This is a genomic window from Streptomyces sp. NPDC002870, assembly GCF_042888505.1.
Classification (GTDB): domain Bacteria; phylum Actinomycetota; class Actinomycetes; order Streptomycetales; family Streptomycetaceae; genus Streptomyces.
Window position 1 is genome coordinate 32,325 of record NZ_JBIAPW010000040.1, and the last position, 19,409, is coordinate 51,733.

At 70.8% G+C, this 19,409-nt stretch carries 20 protein-coding genes; 5 read left to right on the forward strand and 15 right to left on the reverse strand.

Annotated elements, in window-relative coordinates; genetic code table 11:
* Window positions 1–49 precede the first annotated feature (49 nt).
* Window positions 50–1,240, reverse strand: a complete 1,191-nt coding sequence (locus ACFYWY_RS32980) for an acyl-CoA dehydrogenase family protein (RefSeq protein WP_389193427.1) — start codon at window positions 1,238–1,240, stop codon at window positions 50–52.
* Window positions 1,241–1,320: 80 nt separating this feature from the next.
* A complete protein-coding gene (locus tag ACFYWY_RS32985; protein ID WP_389193430.1) occupies window positions 1,321–2,961 on the reverse strand; it encodes an MFS transporter in 1,641 nt (546 codons plus the stop codon).
* A 433-nt stretch (window positions 2,962–3,394) separates the two neighbouring features.
* Between ACFYWY_RS32985 and ACFYWY_RS32990 the strand changes: the two genes are divergently transcribed.
* Window positions 3,395–4,378, forward strand: a complete 984-nt coding sequence (locus ACFYWY_RS32990; RefSeq protein ID WP_389193433.1) for a phosphatase PAP2 family protein — start codon at window positions 3,395–3,397, stop codon at window positions 4,376–4,378.
* A 90-nt stretch (window positions 4,379–4,468) separates the two neighbouring features.
* Here ACFYWY_RS32990 and ACFYWY_RS32995 read toward each other — a convergent pair whose 3' ends face one another.
* The 6 genes from ACFYWY_RS32995 to ACFYWY_RS33020 form a co-directional block, all read right to left on the reverse strand.
* Window positions 4,469–4,684 (reverse strand): I78 family peptidase inhibitor, encoded by a 216-nt coding sequence (locus ACFYWY_RS32995; RefSeq protein ID WP_389193435.1) that lies wholly within the window; start codon window positions 4,682–4,684, stop codon window positions 4,469–4,471.
* Between the two features lie 302 nt (window positions 4,685–4,986).
* The gene (locus tag ACFYWY_RS33000) at window positions 4,987–5,946 is read right to left on the reverse strand and encodes a helix-turn-helix transcriptional regulator (protein ID WP_389193438.1); all 960 of its coding nucleotides are present in this window, start codon (window positions 5,944–5,946) and stop codon (window positions 4,987–4,989) included.
* A gap of 66 nt (window positions 5,947–6,012) precedes the next feature.
* On the reverse strand, window positions 6,013–6,804 hold the full coding sequence (locus ACFYWY_RS33005) for a hypothetical protein (RefSeq protein WP_389193440.1): 792 nt from the start codon (window positions 6,802–6,804) through the stop codon (window positions 6,013–6,015).
* Window positions 6,801–8,084 (reverse strand): glycosyltransferase family 4 protein, encoded by a 1,284-nt coding sequence (locus tag ACFYWY_RS33010; RefSeq protein WP_389193443.1) that lies wholly within the window; start codon window positions 8,082–8,084, stop codon window positions 6,801–6,803. The genes ACFYWY_RS33005 and ACFYWY_RS33010 overlap by 4 nt, the downstream gene beginning before the upstream one ends.
* Window positions 8,085–8,291: 207 nt before the next feature.
* Window positions 8,292–8,855, reverse strand: a complete 564-nt coding sequence (locus ACFYWY_RS33015) for a transglycosylase family protein (RefSeq protein WP_389193445.1) — start codon at window positions 8,853–8,855, stop codon at window positions 8,292–8,294.
* A gap of 106 nt (window positions 8,856–8,961) precedes the next feature.
* Window positions 8,962–9,606: a transglycosylase family protein gene (locus tag ACFYWY_RS33020; protein WP_389193448.1), complete on the reverse strand. Its 645-nt coding sequence runs from the start codon at window positions 9,604–9,606 to the stop codon at window positions 8,962–8,964.
* Between the two features lie 520 nt (window positions 9,607–10,126).
* On the opposite strand from ACFYWY_RS33020, the gene ACFYWY_RS33025 reads away from it, so the two are divergent.
* The gene (locus ACFYWY_RS33025) at window positions 10,127–10,906 is read left to right on the forward strand and encodes a hypothetical protein (RefSeq protein WP_389193451.1); all 780 of its coding nucleotides are present in this window, start codon (window positions 10,127–10,129) and stop codon (window positions 10,904–10,906) included.
* Between the two features lie 185 nt (window positions 10,907–11,091).
* On the forward strand, window positions 11,092–11,376 hold the full coding sequence (locus tag ACFYWY_RS33030) for a hypothetical protein (RefSeq protein WP_389193454.1): 285 nt from the start codon (window positions 11,092–11,094) through the stop codon (window positions 11,374–11,376).
* A 70-nt stretch (window positions 11,377–11,446) separates the two neighbouring features.
* Here the strand turns inward: ACFYWY_RS33030 and der are convergent, their stop codons facing one another.
* The 5 genes from der to aroH form a co-directional block, all read right to left on the reverse strand.
* Window positions 11,447–12,913 carry a ribosome biogenesis GTPase Der gene (gene der, locus ACFYWY_RS33035; RefSeq protein ID WP_389193457.1) on the reverse strand — a complete coding sequence of 489 codons (1,467 nt, stop codon included), beginning with the start codon at window positions 12,911–12,913 and terminating at the stop codon, window positions 11,447–11,449.
* 70 nt (window positions 12,914–12,983) lie between these two features.
* Window positions 12,984–13,694: a lysophospholipid acyltransferase family protein gene (locus ACFYWY_RS33040; RefSeq protein WP_389193460.1), complete on the reverse strand. Its 711-nt coding sequence runs from the start codon at window positions 13,692–13,694 to the stop codon at window positions 12,984–12,986.
* On the reverse strand, window positions 13,625–14,335 hold the full coding sequence (gene cmk, locus ACFYWY_RS33045; protein WP_389193463.1) for a (d)CMP kinase: 711 nt from the start codon (window positions 14,333–14,335) through the stop codon (window positions 13,625–13,627). The genes ACFYWY_RS33040 and cmk overlap by 70 nt, the downstream gene beginning before the upstream one ends.
* A 291-nt stretch (window positions 14,336–14,626) precedes the next feature.
* Entirely contained in the window at window positions 14,627–15,712 is a 1,086-nt protein-coding gene (locus tag ACFYWY_RS33050) for a prephenate dehydrogenase (protein ID WP_389193466.1), read from the reverse strand.
* Window positions 15,709–16,071, reverse strand: coding sequence for a chorismate mutase (gene aroH, locus ACFYWY_RS33055; RefSeq protein ID WP_389193469.1), 363 nt, complete (start codon window positions 16,069–16,071; stop codon window positions 15,709–15,711). The genes ACFYWY_RS33050 and aroH overlap by 4 nt, the downstream gene beginning before the upstream one ends.
* A 389-nt stretch (window positions 16,072–16,460) precedes the next feature.
* On the opposite strand from aroH, the gene ACFYWY_RS33060 reads away from it, so the two are divergent.
* Both ACFYWY_RS33060 and ACFYWY_RS33065 read left to right on the forward strand, forming a co-directional pair.
* Window positions 16,461–16,889, forward strand: a complete 429-nt coding sequence (locus ACFYWY_RS33060; RefSeq protein WP_389193472.1) for a Rieske (2Fe-2S) protein — start codon at window positions 16,461–16,463, stop codon at window positions 16,887–16,889.
* 23 nt (window positions 16,890–16,912) lie between these two features.
* Complete coding sequence (locus ACFYWY_RS33065; protein WP_389193475.1) at window positions 16,913–17,662, forward strand: DNA polymerase beta superfamily protein; 750 nt, start codon at window positions 16,913–16,915, stop codon at window positions 17,660–17,662.
* Here ACFYWY_RS33065 and ACFYWY_RS33070 read toward each other — a convergent pair.
* The gene (locus tag ACFYWY_RS33070; protein WP_389193478.1) at window positions 17,594–18,382 is read right to left on the reverse strand and encodes a DNA polymerase beta superfamily protein; all 789 of its coding nucleotides are present in this window, start codon (window positions 18,380–18,382) and stop codon (window positions 17,594–17,596) included. The two genes, ACFYWY_RS33065 and ACFYWY_RS33070, sit on opposite strands and share 69 nt — an antisense overlap.
* 3 nt (window positions 18,383–18,385) lie before the next feature.
* Window positions 18,386–19,408 carry an ADP-ribosylglycohydrolase family protein gene (locus tag ACFYWY_RS33075; RefSeq protein ID WP_389193552.1) on the reverse strand — a complete coding sequence of 341 codons (1,023 nt, stop codon included), beginning with the start codon at window positions 19,406–19,408 and terminating at the stop codon, window positions 18,386–18,388.
* Window position 19,409: the final 1 nt, after the last annotated feature.

The window sequence follows — 19,409 nt, forward strand, 5'->3', positions numbered from 1 at the left end:
CTCGCCGACCACCAGCCCGTCCGGAGCCCGAGGACAACAGGCCGCCGGGTCACCGGAAGGCATCCAGGCCGGTGAGCGCCTTGCCCAGCACCAGCTGGTGCATCTCGACGGTGCCCTCGTAGGTGAGCACCGACTCGAGGTTGGTCGCATGACGCATCACGGGGTACTCCAGCGAAATCCCGTTCGCACCGAGGATGGTGCGCGAGGTGCGGCAGATCTCGATCGCCTCCCGCACATTGTTGAGCTTCCCGAAGCTGACCTGCTCCGGGCGGAGCTTGCCCGCGTCCATGCGGCGGCCCAGATGGTGGGCGAGCAGGATCCCCTTGTGCAGTTCCACGGCCATGTCGGCGAGCTTGGCCTGGGTGAGCTGGAAACCGCCGATCGGCCTGCCGAACTGCTCGCGCGTCTTCGCGTACTCCACGGCGGACTCGAAGCTGGACCGCGCCGCCCCCATCGAGCCCCACACGATTCCGTAGCGGGCGTGCGTGAGGCAGCCCAGCGGGCCCTTCAGACCGGTGACGCCCGGCAGTACGGCGTCGGCGGGCAGCCGTACCTCGTCCAGGACCAGCTCGCTGGTGACGCTGGCGCGCAGCGACCACTTGTGCTTGATCTCGGGGGCGGAGAAGCCGGGGAGGTCGGTCGGCACGGCGAAGCCGCGGATGCCTTCATCGGTCTGGGCCCACACCACGGCGACCCCGGCCACCGAACCATTGGTGATCCACATCTTGCGGCCGGTGAGCACCCAGTCCGAGCCGTCCCGCTTGGCGAAGGTCCGCATGCCCGCCGGGTCGGAGCCGTGGTCGGGCTCGGTGAGGCCGAAGCAGCCGATGATCTCGCCGGACGCCATGCCGGGCAGCCACCGCTGCTTCTGCTCCTCGGAGCCGAAGCGGTGGATCGCGTACATGGCGAGTGAGCCCTGGACGGAGACGAGCGAGCGGATGCCGGAGTCGGCGGCTTCGAGCTCCAGGCAGGCGAGGCCGTACTGGACGGCGGTGGCGCCCGCGCAGCCGTATCCCTTCAGGGACATGCCGAGCGCGCCGATCGAGCCGAGTTCGCGGGCCAGGTCACGGATACCGGGGAGCTCGCCGCGCTCGTACCAGTCGGCGATGTGCGGCAGGACGCGGTCGGCGGCCCAGCTGCGGACGGTGTCGCGGATCGCGAGGTCCTCGGGGTCGAGCAGATCGTCGATGCCGAGGGGGTCGCTGGGGTCGAAGGGCGGCAGCTTCGAGGGTGCGGACATGGGCGTGGCCTCCGGCGGGCGCTCACAGCGGAACACAGAAAACTAGCAGTGTTAGTTACAGCTCCGGCTGACGTTACGGCTCAGTGTGCCGCGCGTCCAGACCCGGTTGCCTCGGCATGTTTGCGGCTCGCCGGGAGCGAGACTTCCGGACGCCTGCGCCTCGGACACTCTTCGGCGGCGGCAGTCGCGCACTCCATGACCTTGGGCAGCCGCAGTGCGGCGAGCGCGCCGAGAAGCAGCAGGCCCGCGCTGACCAGGAGCGTTATATGGAGGCCGTTGACGAAGGAGTGGCGCGCCGTGCTGCGCACCATCGCGCCCGCCGGTCCGCCGAGCCGGTCCGCCACCTGATAGGCCTCGCCCAGCGAATGCGAGGCGGCCGAGCCCGCCGTCCCCGGGACGCCGGTGAGCGAGGCGAGCGCGGGCGCGTACGCCGCGTTCATGACGCTGCCGAGCAACGCGATGCCCATCCCGGCACCCAGCTGGTAGGAGGTCTCGCCGATCGCCGCAGCCCCGCCCGCCTGGTCCGGCGGGGCCTCGCTGAGCATCGACTCGTACGCGGCGAACAGCGTGGTCTGCAGTCCGAAGCCGAGCAGCACGAAGCCCGTGGTGAGCAGCCAGGGCCGGTCCTGCTGTCCCATCAGGGTCAGCAGCAGCACGGCCGCGGCGGTAAGGACGAAGCCCCAGCCGACCATCCGGCGCGGGCCGATGCGATGCAGGGTGTACGAGCCGGTGGCGCCCGCGGCCATCGCGGCGAAGGTCAGCGGCAGCAGCCGCAGACCGGTCTCCAGCGGGCTCAGCCCGAGGACGAGCTGGAGGTACTGGACGGCTATCAGCTCCAGGCCGACGAGCGCCAGCATGGCGAGAATGATGCAGCCGACCGAGGTGGAGAAGGCGGGCCTGGCGAACATCCGCATATCGACCAGCGGATGCTCGCGGCGCTTCTGCCGCCGTACGAACAGGGCGAGCAGCACGGCGCCCACCAGCAGCGGCCCTGCCGTCCTGATGTCGAAGACGCTGTCGCCTGCGCCCAGCCGCTTGATGCCGAAGACCGCGCCGAGCACGGCGGCCGCGGCCATCAGCGCGCCGAGTACGTCCCAGGGCCCGTCGGAACCGCCCCTGGACTCGGGCAGCAGCCACCGGCCGACGGGGAGGATCAGCGCCATCAGCGGGATGTTGATCAGGAAGACCGAGCCCCACCAGAAGTGTTCGACGAGAAAGCCGCCGAGGACCGGTCCGGTGGCGGCGCCGACCGCGGCGACCGCGGTCCATATGCCGATCGCCGTCGCCCTCTCCCGCCGGTCGGGGAAGACCGCGCGGAGGATCGAGAGCGTCGCGGGCATGATCATCGCGCCGCCGACGCCGAGCAGGGCGCGCGCCCCGATCAGCACTTCCGGGGTGGTGGCGAACGCGGCGACCAGGGAGGCGACGCCGAAGATGCCGTAACCGATCAGGAGCACTCGGCGACGGCCGACCCGGTCGCCGAGCGTGCCGAAGAGGATCAGCAGCGCCGCGCAGATGAGGGGGTACGCGTCCACGATCCACAGCAGCTCGACCCCGCTGGGGCGGAGGTCCTCCGTGACGGCGGGTACGGCGACGTGCAGCACGGTCGCGTCGAGCGCGACGAGCAGCAGGCTTATACAGAGGACGACGAGGACGACCCAGCGGTTCGCACCGCCGCCGGCCGCACGCAGTCGTGCTCCGGCCGTGGTCGTCACGGACATGTACGTACCTCCCAGTGAGTCCCTCGCGCTCGGCGGGCCAGCCGGGGACGGTGCTGCTGTCCCACAGGGCGGTCCGGCATCGACGGGCGAGTGAGCCGCCAGCGTACGCGAGTTCCCTCGTGTGGCGCGTGGTCCATCTCTCACCAGGTCGGGCATGCCCGTGTGGCGTACGCCACGCCGCGCCCGGAACCGGAGGGGATCCTGGGCTTCCGCCAACCCGGGGGAAATTCCGCACGGGGAAGTGGTGAACTATTATTTGCGCCCCGGATAGAACCCATGGTGACGGGCTCCCGGACAATAGAGCGCAAGGTCACCGGGATTTCCGAATTGGCCCGGAGTAAAACTCGATCTGAGACATAGTCCACATCACATCGTCATCACAAACCCGTGGGAACGACCTGGGCGGACACTCACTCGCTGTAACGTCGATTGGGTGCGTACCGACATCTTTGCCCGCCTGGACCGGGAGCCGGAACCGCCGAAGATAGAGATCCCGCGGATGAGCCGCATCCGTCTCGCCCTCTTCGGCGGGACGTCGGCCTTCTATCTCGCCATCGTCGTGGCCGTGCTGGCCTCGACCTGGCTGGTGATCATCGACTGGAAGGTCATGCTCTTCCGGCCCTACCAGCAGTGGCCGGAACTGCACGCCTTCCTCGACTACTTCGTGGTTCTCGGCCAGCGCGGACCTACAGCCGTGATGGTCGCGGCCTGGCTGGGCTGGCGCTCCTGGCGTCAGCACACCCTGCGACCCCTGCTGGTGCTCGGCGCCTCGCTGCTGCTGCTCAACGCGACGGTGGGCGCCGTCAAGATCGGACTGGGCCGGCTCGGCCCCCACTACGCGACGCAGATCGGCTCCGCCGAACTCTTCGCCGGCGGCGATATATTTCCCTCCGGGCACACCGCGAACGCGGTCGTGACCTGGGGAATCCTGGCATATCTGGCCACCACTCCGCTGGCCAGACGCTATCTGTCGGCCCTGTCGGCAGTGGTCTCCCTGGGCGTCGGCCTGACCACCGTGTACCTCGGTACGCACTGGCTGAGCGATGTGCTGCTCGGCTGGGCGGCCGGGCTGCTGATCCTGCTCGCACTGCCGTGGTGCGAGCCGCTGATCGGCCGCGCGGAGGCCTGGATCCTCTCGCTGCGCGACCAGTTGCGTGCGCGCCGCCGGCTCGCTCCCTCGCTGCCGGTCGCGGCCGGTGGCCCAAGGCCCGGGATATTCCCGCAGCGTGAGCCTTCGGGAGAGCAGAATCCGCCCGCACGCAAGCCGGTGGCCGCCGGTGGCCGGCCGGCTTCGAACGGCAGGACCACGGCGCAGCTCGCCCAGCCGAGGCCGCACACGGTGCGCTCCGAGCGGACGCCCGTGACCCCGTCCGGCAGCCGCCGTCCGCCGACCTCACGGCCGGTGACGGGCGGTTGAGTCATCGGGCCGCGGGAAACCCCGCGGCCCCGCGTACGGCGAAGGCCCCGGCCATGACGGTCGGGGCCTTCGCCGTACGCGCGGGGCCTGTCAGCCCGGCCAGCAGCGGATGACGGTGCCGCCCTCCACCTCGAAGTTGAGGCGGCCTGCCAGGTACTCCATGGTGATGATCGCGCCCGGCGGCAGCGATCTGACGGTGCTCCAGCCACGCTCACGAGCCAGCTGCTCGGCGCCTTCTGCGGCGAGGCCGACATACGCGTCGGGGGCGTCGTCGGGCTGTGCGGGAGGGGTCGGTATGGGTGCCATGACACCCACCGTAAGCGGCCGCGGACGGTGACGGAAGCCGGGGCGAGTGGATGCTGCAGCAGTCCCACGTACCTCACCGGTCACGCTTCTGTCACAGGATCACGACACGCGTTTAGCCCATACCCAGTCACTCGAACGGGCAGTTCAACGCAGCCTCCGCGGTAATTCCACCAGCCTTGTCGATCACGCTTAATTCCGCCCGCTGAATTGTCCGGGGTCAGGCGCCGGAGGGTGAATTGACGGACGGTGACAATTCACCGGTTCATTACAGAATCCCCCCGCGCGTCCGAACAGTCTTGGCGTCAGTCCAGGGCCCGGGAAAGCCGGTCCCGGACCGTCCTGATGTGCTCGGTCAGCTCCTGCGGCTCGATCACCTCGAAGTCCACGCCCATGAGCATCACGTGGATCACCAGCACATCCAGGCTGGCGGCCCCGGTACGCAGCAGACACGTCCGCTCGTCGACCGCTTCGAGGGCGCCGTCCGCCGGACCGACGAACTGGGCTGCCCGTTCGGCCGAGGTGCGCAGCCGGATGACAGCCTGGGCGGCGTAGGCGTGTGTGGAGACGCCCTGCGATACGTACGCGGCCAGGTCCTCGGCCGGCGGGGTGCGAGGAGCGAAGCGCGGGCCGTGCGGCGGCTTCGGGGTGATCCGGTCGGCACGGAACGTACGCCAGTCGCCGCGGTCCAGATCCCAGGCGACGAGATACCAGCGCCGCTCGGTGCACACCAGACGGTGCGGCTCTACGCTGCGTCGGGTGGCGGAGCCGCCGTGGTCGCGGTATTCGAAGCGCAGCCGCTCGCTGTCCCGGCAGGCGTTGGCCAGTTCCGTCAGCACGCTCGCGTCGACCGTGGAGCTCTGCGGGCCGCGCAGCATCGGCACGGTGAAGGCGTTGAGCGCGCCGACCCGGCGGCGCAGCCGGTTCGGCAGCACCTGCTCCAGCTTGGCCAGGGCGCGTACGGAAGTCTCGCCGATGCCCTCGATGCCATGGCCCGCGGCGGTGCGCAGGCCCACCGCGACGGCCACCGCCTCTTCGTCGTCGAGCAGCAGCGGCGGCAGCTCGGCCCCGGCGCCGAGCTGGTAGCCGCCGCCCGTGCCTGGGCTGGCGTTGACCGGGTAGCCGAGCTCGCGCAGCCGGTCGACGTCGCGCCGGACCGTACGCGGCGTGACGCCGAGGCGGTCGGCCAGATCGGCGCCGGACCACTCGCGGTGCGCCTGGAGCAGCGAGAGCAGGCGTAGCAGTCTTGCCGAGGTCTCCAACATGGTGCCGAGTCTGCCAGCGATTGAGGACAGCCAATGTCCTCGAATACCGTCCTTAAATGCCGGGCGTCAGGGCGCCGCGGTGAGGCGTACGCAGAGTTCGTTGTCGCTCGTGTAGCAGGGGGCGGCCAGCCAGTTGCCGGACGGCAGCTTGGGGTACAGGAAGACGTTCCTCCGGTTCCAGACGTCGTCGAGGATGCGGGCGAGCCGTATCCAGGCGGCGTCCGCCGTGGGCCGCAGCCACATGTCCCAGAGCTCCTGCTCGCCGAGGTGCTGCTCCGCCAGGGGGCCGTACGGCAGGGTGAAGCCGAAGGCTCCGCCGTCGCCGCCCGTCACCGGCACCCGATGCGCCTTGTCGGAGCCGCGCAGCCGAGCCTCCGCGACGGCCCCTTCGCCCAGTTCGACTCCGTACAGCACCCCCTCCACCACCATCTCGCCGCGCTCCGGCGCGAGGCCGATCTCACCTGCCTCTGCGTGCGGTGCCCGCACCCAGCAGCGCACCGCCAGCCGTCCGTCCGGCGTCGGGTACGGCAGGCGCACGGAGATCCGGTCGGCGTCGGGCGTGCGGTCGACCAGCGTGCGCAGGTCCCGGATGCCCGGCTCGACGGCCTCGTCACCGACATACGCCTCCCAGCGACCCTCTGCCATCTCGACCGTGCTGGGAAGTACGGCGCGCGAGGTGCCCTCCCCCGTGGGGGTCAGCGGCAGCCGCGTCTCGTCCTGTGGGCCCGCGCCGCCGCGCCGCTTCAGCACCAGCACGGCGTCCGGCGCACCGGCACCCGCGATGTCGAAGGTGATGCCCCCCGCGGAGTCGGCGATGCAGTCGGCCCGCGGCACCCGCCGCTGGGTGGACGTGGTCATGAGGACTTCTTCCCTTTCCGGATCACGTCGGCGGCCAGCTGGCGCAGGGCGTAGGCCCCGTCGTACAGCGAGCTCAGGGCGCGGTGCGCGGCGTCCCGCAGCCCATTGCGCGAGAGGCCCACTCCGCTCGCGACCAGTTCGGTGAACAGCACCTCGTGGCGCTCGGCGATCCGCACCGGGTCGAAGCGGGCCGAGGCGGCGAGCGCCGCCTGCCCGGTGCGCCTGCGCAGTTCGTCGTCCTCGATCAGCCCGAGCAGCGCGTCGGCGATCGCGTCCACGTCGCCGACCGGCACCAGACGGCCGTCGACGCCGTCCTCGATGATCTCGCGGGGCCCGAGCGGGCAGTCGGTGGAGACGACGGGCAGGCCGCAGCGCATCGCCTCGACGATGGTCATGCCGAACGACTCCATGCTGGAGGTGACAGCGGCGATCGAGCCCTTGACCCACTCCGGTTCGAGGGGGTGGGCGGGCCCCATCAGGAAGACGTGGTTGTACAGCCCGCGCTCTTCGATGAGGGCGCGCAGCGCGTTCTTCTCGTTGCCTGTCGCGTCTCCGCTGCCGTAGATCCGCAGCCGCCAGTCGGGACGCGCGGCGACCACCTTGGAGAAGGCCTTGACCAGCAGGTCGTACCGCTTGACCCCGGTCAGCCGGCCGGCCGCGACGATCCATTTGCTGGAGGAGTCGGCGGGCCGGAGGGCCGGGGCGGGCACGCTGTTGGGCACCGAATCGATCCGTACTCCCGGCAGTTTCAGCTCGGAGCGGTAGGACCGGGCGTCCGCCTCTGTGACGGTGGTGATCGCGTCGAGGAGGGGGTAGCGATACCCGATCTCGCGGCGCAGCCGGTAGCCGTGGCTGTCCAGCGTGAGGTGTTCCTGCCCGACGCGGACCGGGCCGCGCCGGGTCTGACGGGCGATGTGCACATTGAGACCGTGGCGGGTGCCGACGACGACATCGGCCTCAAGGGACCCCAGGTGGGCGGCGATCCGGGCGTCGGTGAGGCGGCTGTACTGCTTGTGGCGGCCGTCGCCGCGAGGGAAGACCTTGGCGGGCCGCTGATGGTCCGGATGGTCGCCGTCGTAGCCGGGGCTGCTCGTCCGCAGATCGACGAGGTGCTTCATGGTGACGCCGGCGGGCGCGCCCATGGCGGGTTCGTCACGGTGGCGGAAGACGGAGACGATCTCGACGTCGTGCCGCTCGGCCAGGGCATGGGCGAGGTTGAACGTCGTCCGGATCGTGCCGCCGATGCCGTACACGTTGTGGAGCAGAAAAGAGATGTGCATGCGCCGCAGCGTCCCCCAGTCTTCATGTGTGCAGGAATGGACTGTACTTGGCCGTTACGGCCGACAGGGGAGCTGGGACACGTCTCGGCATTTGTCGGTCATCTCGCCGCCCTGCGTCACCCGGCCCCCGTCATCCTGTCGTCCTGTCAGCCGGCGACGGACAGACAGGTGCGGCGCGGGTCTTCTGCGGCGAGCAGCCCGCCGCGCTCAGTCCGGAATGACCAGCATCATGCCCACCTGCAGCGAATGCGGAGAGCTGCCGATCGTGGCCTTGTTCGCCGCGTACAGCGCCTGCCAGCCGCCCTTGACGCCGAAGCGCTCGGCGATCGCGGAGAGGGTGTCGCCGGGCTGGACCGTGTGGGCGCGGCGGCTGAGGCCGTACTTCTTGGCGCAGACGGGCCACGCTTCCCATCCCTGCGTACGCAGCACCTCCTCCGCGACCTTGATCTGCTGCTCGCGGGTGGCGAGGTCGGCGCGCGCCGCGTAGGCGAGGCCGCCGTGCCCCTCCCAGGTGGGCTGCCAGAACTGCAGTCCGCCGTAGAAGCCGTTGCCGGTGTTGGCGTTCCACAGACCGCCGCTCTCGCATGTGGCGAGACAGTTCCACGGCCATCCCCTCGCGGCACAGGCGGCCGATCCGGAGCCGGCGACGCCGGGGCTTCCGGGGGCGGGCGGCGGCGGAAGCGGGGGCGCGGCGTACGCGCCGCTCAGGGGCACCAGTGCCAGCAGCAGTGCGGCAGCCGTCGCCGTCGGCCAGAAGCGGATCTTCGACATCGGGTCACGCTAGGCAGCGCGGCCCCGCGAGGGCCGGTGACGCGCGAGGGCGGCAGGCAGCCCCACCCGGTCGGACCCGACCCGGGCGGGGCTGCCGAAGGGCGCCTCAGAGCGCGAGCCGCTGCCCGGGCACGATGAGGTTCGGATCACCGCCGATGACAGCCTTGTTGGCGGCGAACAGGGCGCGCCAGTCGCTGCCGTGCGCTGTCGCGATCCCGCTCAGGGTGTCGCCGAGCCGGACGGTGTAGATGCCGCCCCGGGCGCTGCCGCGTTCGGTGTGGGCAGCTGCTCGCTTCGGCGTCTTCGCCTCAGCCGCGGACGTGCCCTTCGCTTTGGCCTTGTGGGCCGTGGACTTGGGAGCTTCCGCCTTCTGCGCCGCCGGCGCCTTGCCGTACGCCCCGGCCCGCGCCGCGCAGGTGGGCCATGCGCCCCATCCCTGCGCCCGCTGGACCTTCGCGGCGACAGCGATCTGCTGCCCCTTGCTCGCCCGGTCCGCGGTGGACGCGTACGCCCCGCCGCCGTAGGCGCGCCAGGTCCCGGCGGAGAACTGCAGCCCGCCGTAGTAGCCGTTGCCCGTGTTGATGTGCCAGTTTCCGCCGCTCTCGCACGCTGCGATGCGGTCCCATACCCCTTCGTCCGCTGCCCGGGCCTCGCCCGTCGTCGCGGCGAGCAGAGCCAGCGGCGCCACCAGTGCGGCGCTCACCAGCGCCGCCGTGTCACGCCTGCGTATGGAACGGGAACTCGTGAACATCAAATCCCTCTCGAAGGACCCGGGGTCCCCCTGGCGGTGCCGACTTCGGCGCATCCGGCGCCGTTCGTCCGCTCCGCCTCGCCCACCTGAGGCAGTCGTTCTGTGCTGCTGCTGCGCCGTACTGGCTGTACGGCCTGCGGGCTGTCCCGGGCGGTGCTCTCTGCACACGGCGGAGGAATCTAGGCAGCACGAGGCCGCCGTATCAACCAATCCCCTGTCGTTCCAGGCCAGTTGCCTGTTACTCGCAGTATCGGCTAAATCCGGCCACCCACTTGATTCGCTGATTTCATGATTTGTCGACCTGTCGGCCAAGGGATCTGTGACCGGCTTCACCGAATCAACTTCCGTGCAATCAGCAGCAGTTGACACGGAGTAACCGATTCGGCCCGCAGTTTCACTGCTTGCGTCGGATGATGCGATTCCGTTCCCTTTCACGCGTGACTCCGGCCACAGATCACCCGTTGAACTCTTTAACAGCCGGGAACCGCCCGGCGCACGCAACAAGTTCCGAGGAGCACCCGTGCCGCGCATGCTCGACGTCAGCGAGGACGTACGCGCCGAGATCGGCGACGAAGAAGCCGACCGGCTGCTCGCCGGCGAGAACGCCCCGGGCAGCTACGACTGCACTTCCTGCCGCACCCCGGGCGACTCCGAGCAGGAACGCACCAGCACCGTGCTGTTCGTCGGCGAGGAGACCGCCGTTCTCGCCTTCGCCCACGCCACCTGCATCCCCTCGCAGGTCGTCCAGGTCGCCGAGGACCAACTGCAGGGCGCCGTCCGGTCCATCACCGGCGACGAGTCACAGATCCCCGGCGCCGGTCCACAGCAGGCCGTCCTCGGCATCACCAGCGGTCTCGTACTGATCAACGGCGATCTGCACCCCGCCCTGGTCGTCGAGCCGACCGCACCCATCGCCCGCCCCGGCACCACCGGCTACGGCGGCGACGACTTCCTCCCGCTCCTCATCGAGCAGGGCTTCCAGCCGGTCTCCGACGTGAACCGGCTGCCCGGCCGGCTGCCCGGCTGGTCCGTCCTGGTCGCCATGGGACAGCTGCACGCCGTGCTCCAGCCCGGCACCGGCGGCGGCAGCCCGGTCGCCTGGTGGCAGGCCCATCAGCCGCTCCAGGTCACCGACGGATGGCGGGCGGCCGCCAACAAGTCGCACACGGTGCTCGTCTTCGCCGCCCCGGTCGGCTCGATCGGCCAGCAGCCGCGCGAGGACCTGCTGCGCGAGGCGCTGGAGAAGGCCGCGGCGGGCGGCCGCCTGGTGGCCGCGGCGATGCCGCTCGCGGGCACGTGACGACGCCATGGGTGCGGAACCGTGCCCCGGGGCACGTGTCGTACGTCCCTTCGTACGTCCCTTCGTACGTCCCTCGGAATAATGCAGCTCCGCCCAGCCCGCATCCGTCCGGTGGCGGGGGTCGTTGCAGGTACGTGCACTCATACGACCCCTCCCGCCAGCCGTACCAGAGTCAGATCCCCGCCATGCGCCCAGCGCGTGACGCGACGGCCGGCCACTCGCCCACGCCCATCTACGACACGCTGTACTCCGAGTACCGCAGGGCGTTCAGGGCGCTGCCGGGCGACCGGAGCGGCGAGGAGGATCTCGACTTCAGGGCCTTCGGCACCGGGCTGCACACCAGCCGTGGCGGGTCATCGGGCCACCCGGGCCACCCGGGGGCGGGCTGGCAGCCGTACCCGCTCAGCCGGCCGCACAACGGGACTCATGTCCCGGCGGCGCTGCCGCCCGGTCCCCGCCGGGGGCTTTGACCCCAGCACGACATGGCGCTGCCCCGGACCGTTCGACGGTCCGGGGCAGCGCCATTGCCACGCGTTCCCATCACTTCTTGCGGCCGCGCTTCTCGCGCACCCGTACGGAGATGTGGATCGGGGTGCCCTCGAAGCCGAACTCCTCGCGCAGCCGGCGCTCGACGAAGCGGCGGTAGCCGTGCTCCAGGAAGCCGGAGGCGAAGAGCACGAACCGCGGCGGCGTGGTGCCGGCCTGGGTGCCGAAGAGGATGCGGGGCTGCTTGCCGCCGCGGATCGGGTGCGGGTGGGAGGCGACGATCTCACCGAGGAAGGCGTTCAGCCGACCCGTGGGGATACGCGTCTCCCAGCCCCTCAGAGCCGTCTCGATCGCCGGGACCAGCTTCTCCATGTGGCGGCCGGTACGGGCGGACACATTGACCCGCGGCGCCCAGGCGATCTGCGCGAGCTCCGTCTCGATCTCGCGCTCCAGGTAGTAGCGGCGCTCCTCGTCGAGGTTGTCCCACTTGTTGAACGCGACGACCATCGCACGCCCGGCCTCGACGGCCATGGTGATGATCCGCTGGTCCTGGACGCTGATGGACTCCGTCGCGTCGATCAGGATGACCGCGACCTCCGCCTTCTCCACGGCGGCGGCGGTACGCAGGGAGGCGTAGTAGTCCGCGCCCTCCTGGAGGTGGACCCGGCGCCGGATGCCGGCCGTGTCGATGAACTTCCAGGTGACACCGCCGAGTTCGATCAGCTCGTCGACCGGGTCGCGGGTGGTGCCGGCGACCTCGTTGACGACGACCCGGTCCTCGTTCGCCACCTTGTTGAGCAGCGAGGACTTGCCGACGTTCGGGCGGCCGATCAGGGCGATGCGGCGCGGGCCGCCGACGGCGTTGCCGAAGGTCTGGGCCGGGGCGTCGGGCAGCGCCTCCAGGACGGCGTCGAGCATGTCGCCCGTACCGCGGCCGTGCAGCGAGGAGACGGGGTGCGGCTGGCCGAGGCCGAGCGACCACAGGGCGGTGGCGTCCGCCTCGCCGCTCGGTCCGTCGACCTTGTTGGCGCAGAGCACGACGGGCTTGCCGGCCCGGCGCAGCAGCTTGACGACGGCCTCGTCGGTGTCGGTGGCGCCGACCGTGGAGTCCACGACGAAGACGACCGCGTCGGCGGCCTCGATCGCGTACTCGGCCTGGGCGGCGACGGAGGCGTCGATGCCGAGGACGTCCTGCTCCCAGCCGCCGGTGTCGACGACCTTGAAGCGGCGGCCGGCCCACTCGGCCTCGTAGGTGACGCGGTCGCGGGTGACGCCGGGCTTGTCCTCGACGACGGCCTCACGGCGGCCGATGATGCGGTTCACCAGGGTCGATTTGCCGACATTGGGGCGGCCGACGACGGCGAGGACGGGCAGCGGGCCGTGACCGGCCTCGTCGATCGCGTGCTCGACGTCCAGGACGTCGAAGCCCTCTTCCGCGGCGAGCTCCATGAACTCCGCGTACTCGGCGTCGCCAAGCGCTCCGTGCTCGTGCTCGTCGCCGGACTGGGTCTGGTCGTTCATGAAGTGCTTACCTCGTTACGTTGCATCATCGATGGACCGCTTGTCGCGCGGTCCACTACTCAAGTCTTACCTAGCGCCCGGTGAGGCGCTTGGCGTTTTCCAGGTGGGCGGTCAGCCGCTCCTGGATGCGTACGGTCGCGTCGTCCAGCGCCTTGCGCGTACGACGGCCGCTGCCGTCGCCCGCCTCGAAGGCGTCACCGAAGACGACGTCGACCCGGCTGCGCAGCGGAGGCAGCGCCCGAATCAACCGTCCACGGCGCTCCGTGCTTCCCAGCACCGCCACCGGGACGATCGGGGCGCCGGAACGCAGGGCGAAGTACGCGAGCCCGGCGCGCAGCGAGGCGAAGTCTCCCTCGCCCCGGGTGCCCTCGGGGAAGATCCCGAGGACGCCGCCGTTCTCCAGCACGCCGAGCGCACTGGTTATGGCGGTCCGGTCGGTGCTCGTACGGTCCACCTTCACCTGACCCATTCCCAGCAGGAACGGTTCGAGGGGACCGACGAACGCCTCCTTCTTGATCAGGAAGTGCACGGGACGGGGCGCGGTGCCCATCAGCATCGGCCCGTCGATGTTGTGCGAGTGGTTCACCGCGAGGATCACGGGTCCGGTCGCCGGAACCCGCCAGGCGCCGAGCACCCGCGGCTTGAACAGTCCGTACATGAGCCCGATGCCGATGCCCCGACCGACCGCCGCGCCCTTCTTCGAGGGTACGGTCACTGAGCGGCTCGCTCCCCCGTGGTGTCGGTCGCGCTGCGCCGCTCCTCGACGAGGGTGACGACGCACTCGATGACCTGCTGCAGAGTCAGTTCGGTGGTGTCCACCTCGACCGCGTCGTCAGCCTTGGCGAGCGGGGACGTCTTACGGCTGGAGTCGGCCGCGTCCCGCTTGATCAGGGCTTCCCTGGTGGCCGCGACGTCGGTGCCCTTCAGCTCCCCGCTGCGGCGGGCGGCGCGGGCCTCGGACGAGGCGGTCAGGAAGATCTTCAGGTCCGCGTCCGGCAGGACGGTGGTGCCGATGTCGCGCCCCTCGACGACGATGCCGGTCACGGCGGCCGAGGCGATGGAGCGCTGCAGCTCGGTGATCCGGGCCCGCACCTCGGGGACGGCGCTGACCGCGCTGACCTTGGAGGTGACCTCGTGCGTGCGGATCGGCCCGGTGGCGTCCACGCCGTCCACCGTGATGGTGGGGTTGGCCGGGTCGGTGCCGGAGACTATGGCGGGCTTGGCGGCGGCGGTGGCGATCGCGGCCGGGTCGTGGACGTCGACGCCGTTGCTGATCATCCACCAGGTGATCGCGCGGTACTGGGCGCCGGTGTCGAGATAGCTCAGCCCCAGCGCTGCGGCGACCGCCTTGGAGGTGCTCGACTTGCCCGTGCCGGAGGGGCCGTCGATGGCGACGATCACGGATTCCACGGTGTCGGACACCTTCCTGGTACGCGAAGAGGGCAGGCGGAATTGCCGGTGGGCCCTGAACAAGGTTACCGAGTACTCGGGCCCGCCTTTACACACGGATGGCGGCGCCACTGGGGCAGCGCCCCAGACCCCGGTCCTCAAACGCCGGACGGGCTGATTTTCAGCCCGTCCGGCGACGCCGGGGTCACTGCCGGATCGACCAGCCCCGCACCGATCCCCCGACGCCGCCCTCGCACCGCTCGGCCCCAGGGGGCCTCCCGCGCTTCGGGACGGCTGCGCCGGACTCCGTCCGCCGACGCGGGGTCACTGCCGGATCGACCAGCCGCGCTCCCGCAATGACGCCGTCAGCACCGTCGCCGCCGCCGGCTCCACCATCAGCTGGACCAGGCCCGCCTGCTGGCCCGTCGCGTGTTCGATGCGGACGTCCTCGATGTTCACACCCGCGCGGCCCGCATCCGCGAAGATGCGCGCCAGCTCGCCCGGCTGGTCGCTGATCAGGACTGCCACGATCTCGTATGACGTCGGGGCAGCGCCGTGCTTGCCCGGGACGCGGACGCGCCCCGCGTTTCCCCGGCGCAGGACGTCCTCGATGCCCTCCGCGCCGTCCTGGCGCTTGGACTCGTCGGAGGACTGCAGGGACCGCAGCGCCTGGACCGTCTCGTCCAGGTCCGCCGCCACCCCGGCCAGCACGTCGGCCACCGGGCCCGGGTTCGCGGAGAGGATCTCGACCCACATCCGGGGGTCGGACGCCGCGATCCGGGTGACGTCACGGATGCCCTGGCCGCAGAGCCGTACCGCGGTGTCGTCCGCGTCCTCCAGCCGGGCCGCGACCATCGAGGAGATCAGCTGCGGGGTGTGGGAGACGAGGGCCACCGCCCGGTCGTGGGCGTCGGCGTCCATGACCACCGGGACGGCCCGGCAGAGCGCGACCAGTTCGAGGGCGAGGTTGAGCACCTCGGTGTCCGTGTCACGCGTGGGCGTCAGCACCCATGGGCGGCCCTCGAAGAGGTCCGCGGTCGCTGCCAGCGGACCCGAGAGCTCCTTGCCCGCCATCGGATGCGTGCCGATGTACGCGCTCAGGTCCAGGCCCAGCGCCTCCAGCTCGCGCCGCGGCCCGCCCTTGACGCTCGCCACGTCGAGGTAGCCGCGCGCGGTCCCGGCGCGCATCGCGTCGGCCAGCGCGGTGGCGACATGCGCCGGCGGCACGGCGACGATCGCGAGGTCGACCCGGCCCTCGGGCGGCTCGTCCGTCCCCGCGCCGAGCGCGGCGGCGGTACGGGCCCGCTCCGGGTCGTGGTCGACGAGGTGCACGACGACTCCGCGCCCCGCGAGGGAGAGGGCCGCGGACGTGCCGATCAGGCCGGTTCCGATGACGACGGCGGATCTCACTGGGCGATGTCCTTGCGCAGGGCGGCCGCGGCACCGAGGTACACGTGCGCGATCTCCGACTTGGGCAGATCCGACTCGACGTGCGCGAGGATCCGTACGACACGGGGCATCGCCCCGACGATGTCCAGCTCCTGCGCGCAGATCAGCGGCACGTCGACGATGCCCAGCTTGCGCGCGGCCGCCGCGGGGAAGTCGCTGTGCAGATCCGGCGTGGCCGTGAACCAGACGCTGATCAGATCGTCCGTGACCAACCCGTTCCGCTCCAGGATGGCGGTGAGCAGTTCGCTGACCTGCTCGTCCATGTGTCCGGCCTCGTCCCGCTCCAGCTGGACAGCTCCCCGGACCGCTCGTACCGCCACGTCGTGCTCCTTAACTGTGCGAGTGCTCCGTTCAGCGTAGTCAGACACCGGGGCGCACGGCTGCGGCGACCACCCTCCGAGCCGGCCCGGTCGGCAAATACCCCCAATGCCAGTCAGAGCGGACAGTGCTGCCAATTGGACGGCCCGGCGCGGGGCGGCCCCGCGCTACAACTGGCGGCATGCTCTTTCATGTCGTTCCGGTGGGCCTGACGGCCGGCCGGCTGGACCCAGGGCCGGGTGCCGGGCCTGGGTCCCGCGCGGACTGGGCTGTCGGACGTACAGCGCGCGCCTGATCCGGCACACGCTGCCCGGCTTGCTTCGCCTTCGGCGCTTTGAGCGCCAAGATGCTCGGTGATCCGGCTGAAGATCACGACAACAGGGAGACAGCCATGGACGCGCGACGAAGGACGCTTCTGGCGGCGGGCGCGGCGGGCGCCGCCGCTCTGGTGTCGGGCTGCGGCGACGGGGGCGGGGGCGACTCCGCGTCCGAGCAGCCGACCTCGACCGCGGGCACGACCAGCGCACCGGCCGGTGATGAGCTCGCCAAGACCGCCGACATCCCGGTCGACGGAGGCAGGGTCTTCGTGGACCAGAAGGTCGTCGTGACCCAGCCGAACGCAGGTGAGTTCAAGGCGTTCTCAGCCCTCTGCACCCACCAGAATTGCCTCGTCAGGACGATCGCGGCCGGCACCATCGACTGCCCGTGCCACGGCAGCAAGTTCCGCATCACGGACGGCTCGGTCGCCGAGGGCCCCGCCACCAAGCCGCTGCCCGAGAAGCAGATCACCGTCTCCGGGGACACCATCCGGCTGGTCTGACCCCCTCACGTACCCTCTCGCGCATGACGCCCGAGGCGACGCCCGAAGCACTCGTCCGAGACCACACGGTCTACTCCTGTGTGATGGGCTCGCGCGCCTTCGGGCTGGCCACGGACGGCAGCGACACCGACCGTCGCGGGGTCTTCCTCGCCCCTGCCCCGCTCTACTGGCGCTTCGACAAGCCTCCGACGCATCTCGACGGCCCGGCCCACGAGCAGTTCTCCTGGGAGCTGGAGCGCTTCCTGGAGCTCGCGCTGCGCGCCAACCCCAATGTCCTGGAGTGCCTGCACTCCCCCCTCGTCGAGCGCGTCGACGACACCGGCCGGGAACTGCTCGCTCTGCGCGATGCGTTCCTGTCCCGGCAGGCCCACCAGACGTTCGTGCGGTACGCGGTGGGCCAGCGCAAGAAACTGGAGGCGGACTTCCGTCAGCACGGCGCCCCGCGCTGGAAGCACGCCATGCATCTGCTGCGGCTACTCGGCTGCTGCCGCGATCTGCTGCGTACGGGCGAGCTGGTCATCGACGTCGGCGCCGACCGGGAGCGGCTGCTCACGGTCAAGCGGGGCGAAGTGCCGTGGCCGCGGGTCGAGGCATGGATGACGCGCCTCGCGGACGAGGCCGACGCGGCGGCGCCGGGCTCACCGCTGCCGGCCGAGCCCGACCGGGCGCGGGTCGAGGACTTCCTGTTCCGCGCCCGCCGGGCGTCAGCGCTCCAGGCGTACGCGGACCACGAAGTCGCGCAGGGCGTGGTACGCGGAGGGCTCGTCGGGTAGCCGCGAGTTCAGCCGCGCCTCCTCCAGGACCCCGTGCAGCGCTTCGGCCTCGGCGCGCATCCGACCCCGGTCGACGCCGGATGCGGGGCCGTGTTCGGCGTCCGCCTTGGCCTCGATCAGCTGCGGCAGATGACCTGGGGCGTCGACCTCTCCGAGGAGGGTGGGCAGATGAGCCTGCACTTCGCCGCTGCGCATCAGATGGATGCCGGTGAGCAGCGCACGGAAGGTGTACAGCAGCGGTTTGAGCTCCCCGGTCTTCTCGAAGAGCCGCCACTGGGTGTTCGCGAACCCCCGGTAGTGGTGTGCATGGTGGCTGGTGAGCACGCCCGGGGCGAGCGCGGCCAGCTCCGCGTGCGCGTCCGAGGTGTGCACCACCAGGGGTGAGAGCAGCTGTTCCAGCACATAGCCGTTGCGCCGCAGCATCAGCCGTACGAACTTGCGTACGTCGTGTGTGACCAGGTCCATCTCGACGCCGTCCCGGTCCCACATCCGGGACCGGGTCTCGTCCGGCTCGCTCAGCCCCAGCAGCTCCTCTACGGGCAGCAGATGGACTCCGCGCAGGTCCACGTCCGAGTCCCGGGACGGGAATCCGTACAGATGCGCCCCTGAGACGGTGACGAAGAGCAGCGGGTCGGACTGTTCGTCGACGATGGAGCCGAGCTCCATGTCCAGCGGATCGTTAAGCGGGTGAGTCGGTGGGTGAGTCAGCGGGTCACTCATGGATCAAGAGTCCCAGAGGGCGCCGAGCGACATAAGATCGCTGCGGTACTCGATCCGCTCGGACCATTCCTTGGGCCAGGCGCCCGCCCCCAGATGCGCGCCGGCGAGCGCGCCCGCGATGCAGGCGATCGAGTCCGAGTCGCCTCTGGTGCAGGCGGCCCGGCGCAGTGCCATGACCGGTTCCTCGGGGAAGAGCAGGAAGCACAGCAGGGCGGTGGCGAGGGCCTCTTCTGCGATCCAGCCGTCGCCCGTGGCCAGGCACGGGTCGGTCTCCGGGTTGGCCGTGCGCACCGCGGTCGCCAGCCGCTCCAGGACCTGCAGGCACTCGTCCCACCCCCGTGCGATAAAGGCCTCGGGCGTCGGGTCGTGGGAGTAGGTCCACAGATTGCCCAGCCAGTGGTGGTAGTAGTGGCTGCGCATCTCGTACGCGTACGAACGCAGCTGGCCGACCAGACCCATCGGCTCCGCGCCCTGCGCCAGCAGGAACACCGCGCGCGCCGTGAGGTCGCTCGCCGCGAGCGCCGTCGGATGGCCGTGGGTGAGCGCAGCCTGCAACTGCGCGGCGCCCGCCCGCTGTTCCTCGCTCAGCCCCGGTACGAGACCGATCGGCGCGACCCGCATATTGGCGCCGCAGCCCTTGGAGCCGATCTGGCTGGCCTCCTGCCAGGGCCGTTCGCTGTCGAGGATCCGGCAGGCGGACATGCAGGTGCGGCCGGGGGCGCGGTTGTTCTCCGGGGAGTGGTACCAGCCGACGAACTCCTCGCGCACCGGTGGGGTCAGCCGGGAGGCGACGAGCAGTCCGCGGTCCATCGCGGTGCGTATGCCGCGCGCCAGGGCGAGCGTCATCTGGGTGTCGTCCGTGACGATCGCGGGCCTGGGCAGGTCCGTCTCCCGCCACGGACCGCACTTGGCGAGGATCTGGGGCACGTCGTTGAACTCGGTCGGGAAGCCCAGCGCGTCCCCGAGTGCGAGCCCGATCAGCGAGCCGGTGGCCGCTTGCTTGGTGATGGTCCTCGTGGTCCACATG

Coding starts and splice junctions, on each gene's coding strand:
- ACFYWY_RS33065 (WP_389193475.1), top strand. CDS start 16,913: ATGACGCCCGAGGCGACGCCCGAAGCACTCGTCCGAGACCACACGGTC.
- ACFYWY_RS32985 (WP_389193430.1), bottom strand. CDS start 2,961: ATGTCCGTGACGACCACGGCCGGAGCACGACTGCGTGCGGCCGGCGGC.
- ACFYWY_RS33020 (WP_389193448.1), bottom strand. CDS start 9,606: ATGTTCACGAGTTCCCGTTCCATACGCAGGCGTGACACGGCGGCGCTG.
- ACFYWY_RS33030 (WP_389193454.1), top strand. CDS start 11,092: ATGCGCCCAGCGCGTGACGCGACGGCCGGCCACTCGCCCACGCCCATC.
- ACFYWY_RS32980 (WP_389193427.1), bottom strand. CDS start 1,240: ATGTCCGCACCCTCGAAGCTGCCGCCCTTCGACCCCAGCGACCCCCTC.
- ACFYWY_RS33010 (WP_389193443.1), bottom strand. CDS start 8,084: ATGCACATCTCTTTTCTGCTCCACAACGTGTACGGCATCGGCGGCACG.
- ACFYWY_RS33075 (WP_389193552.1), bottom strand. CDS start 19,408: ATGTGGACCACGAGGACCATCACCAAGCAAGCGGCCACCGGCTCGCTG.
- ACFYWY_RS33070 (WP_389193478.1), bottom strand. CDS start 18,382: ATGAGTGACCCGCTGACTCACCCACCGACTCACCCGCTTAACGATCCG.
- der (WP_389193457.1), bottom strand. CDS start 12,913: ATGAACGACCAGACCCAGTCCGGCGACGAGCACGAGCACGGAGCGCTT.
- ACFYWY_RS33015 (WP_389193445.1), bottom strand. CDS start 8,855: ATGTCGAAGATCCGCTTCTGGCCGACGGCGACGGCTGCCGCACTGCTG.
- ACFYWY_RS33005 (WP_389193440.1), bottom strand. CDS start 6,804: ATGACCACGTCCACCCAGCGGCGGGTGCCGCGGGCCGACTGCATCGCC.
- ACFYWY_RS32995 (WP_389193435.1), bottom strand. CDS start 4,684: ATGGCACCCATACCGACCCCTCCCGCACAGCCCGACGACGCCCCCGAC.
- ACFYWY_RS33000 (WP_389193438.1), bottom strand. CDS start 5,946: ATGTTGGAGACCTCGGCAAGACTGCTACGCCTGCTCTCGCTGCTCCAG.
- ACFYWY_RS33060 (WP_389193472.1), top strand. CDS start 16,461: ATGGACGCGCGACGAAGGACGCTTCTGGCGGCGGGCGCGGCGGGCGCC.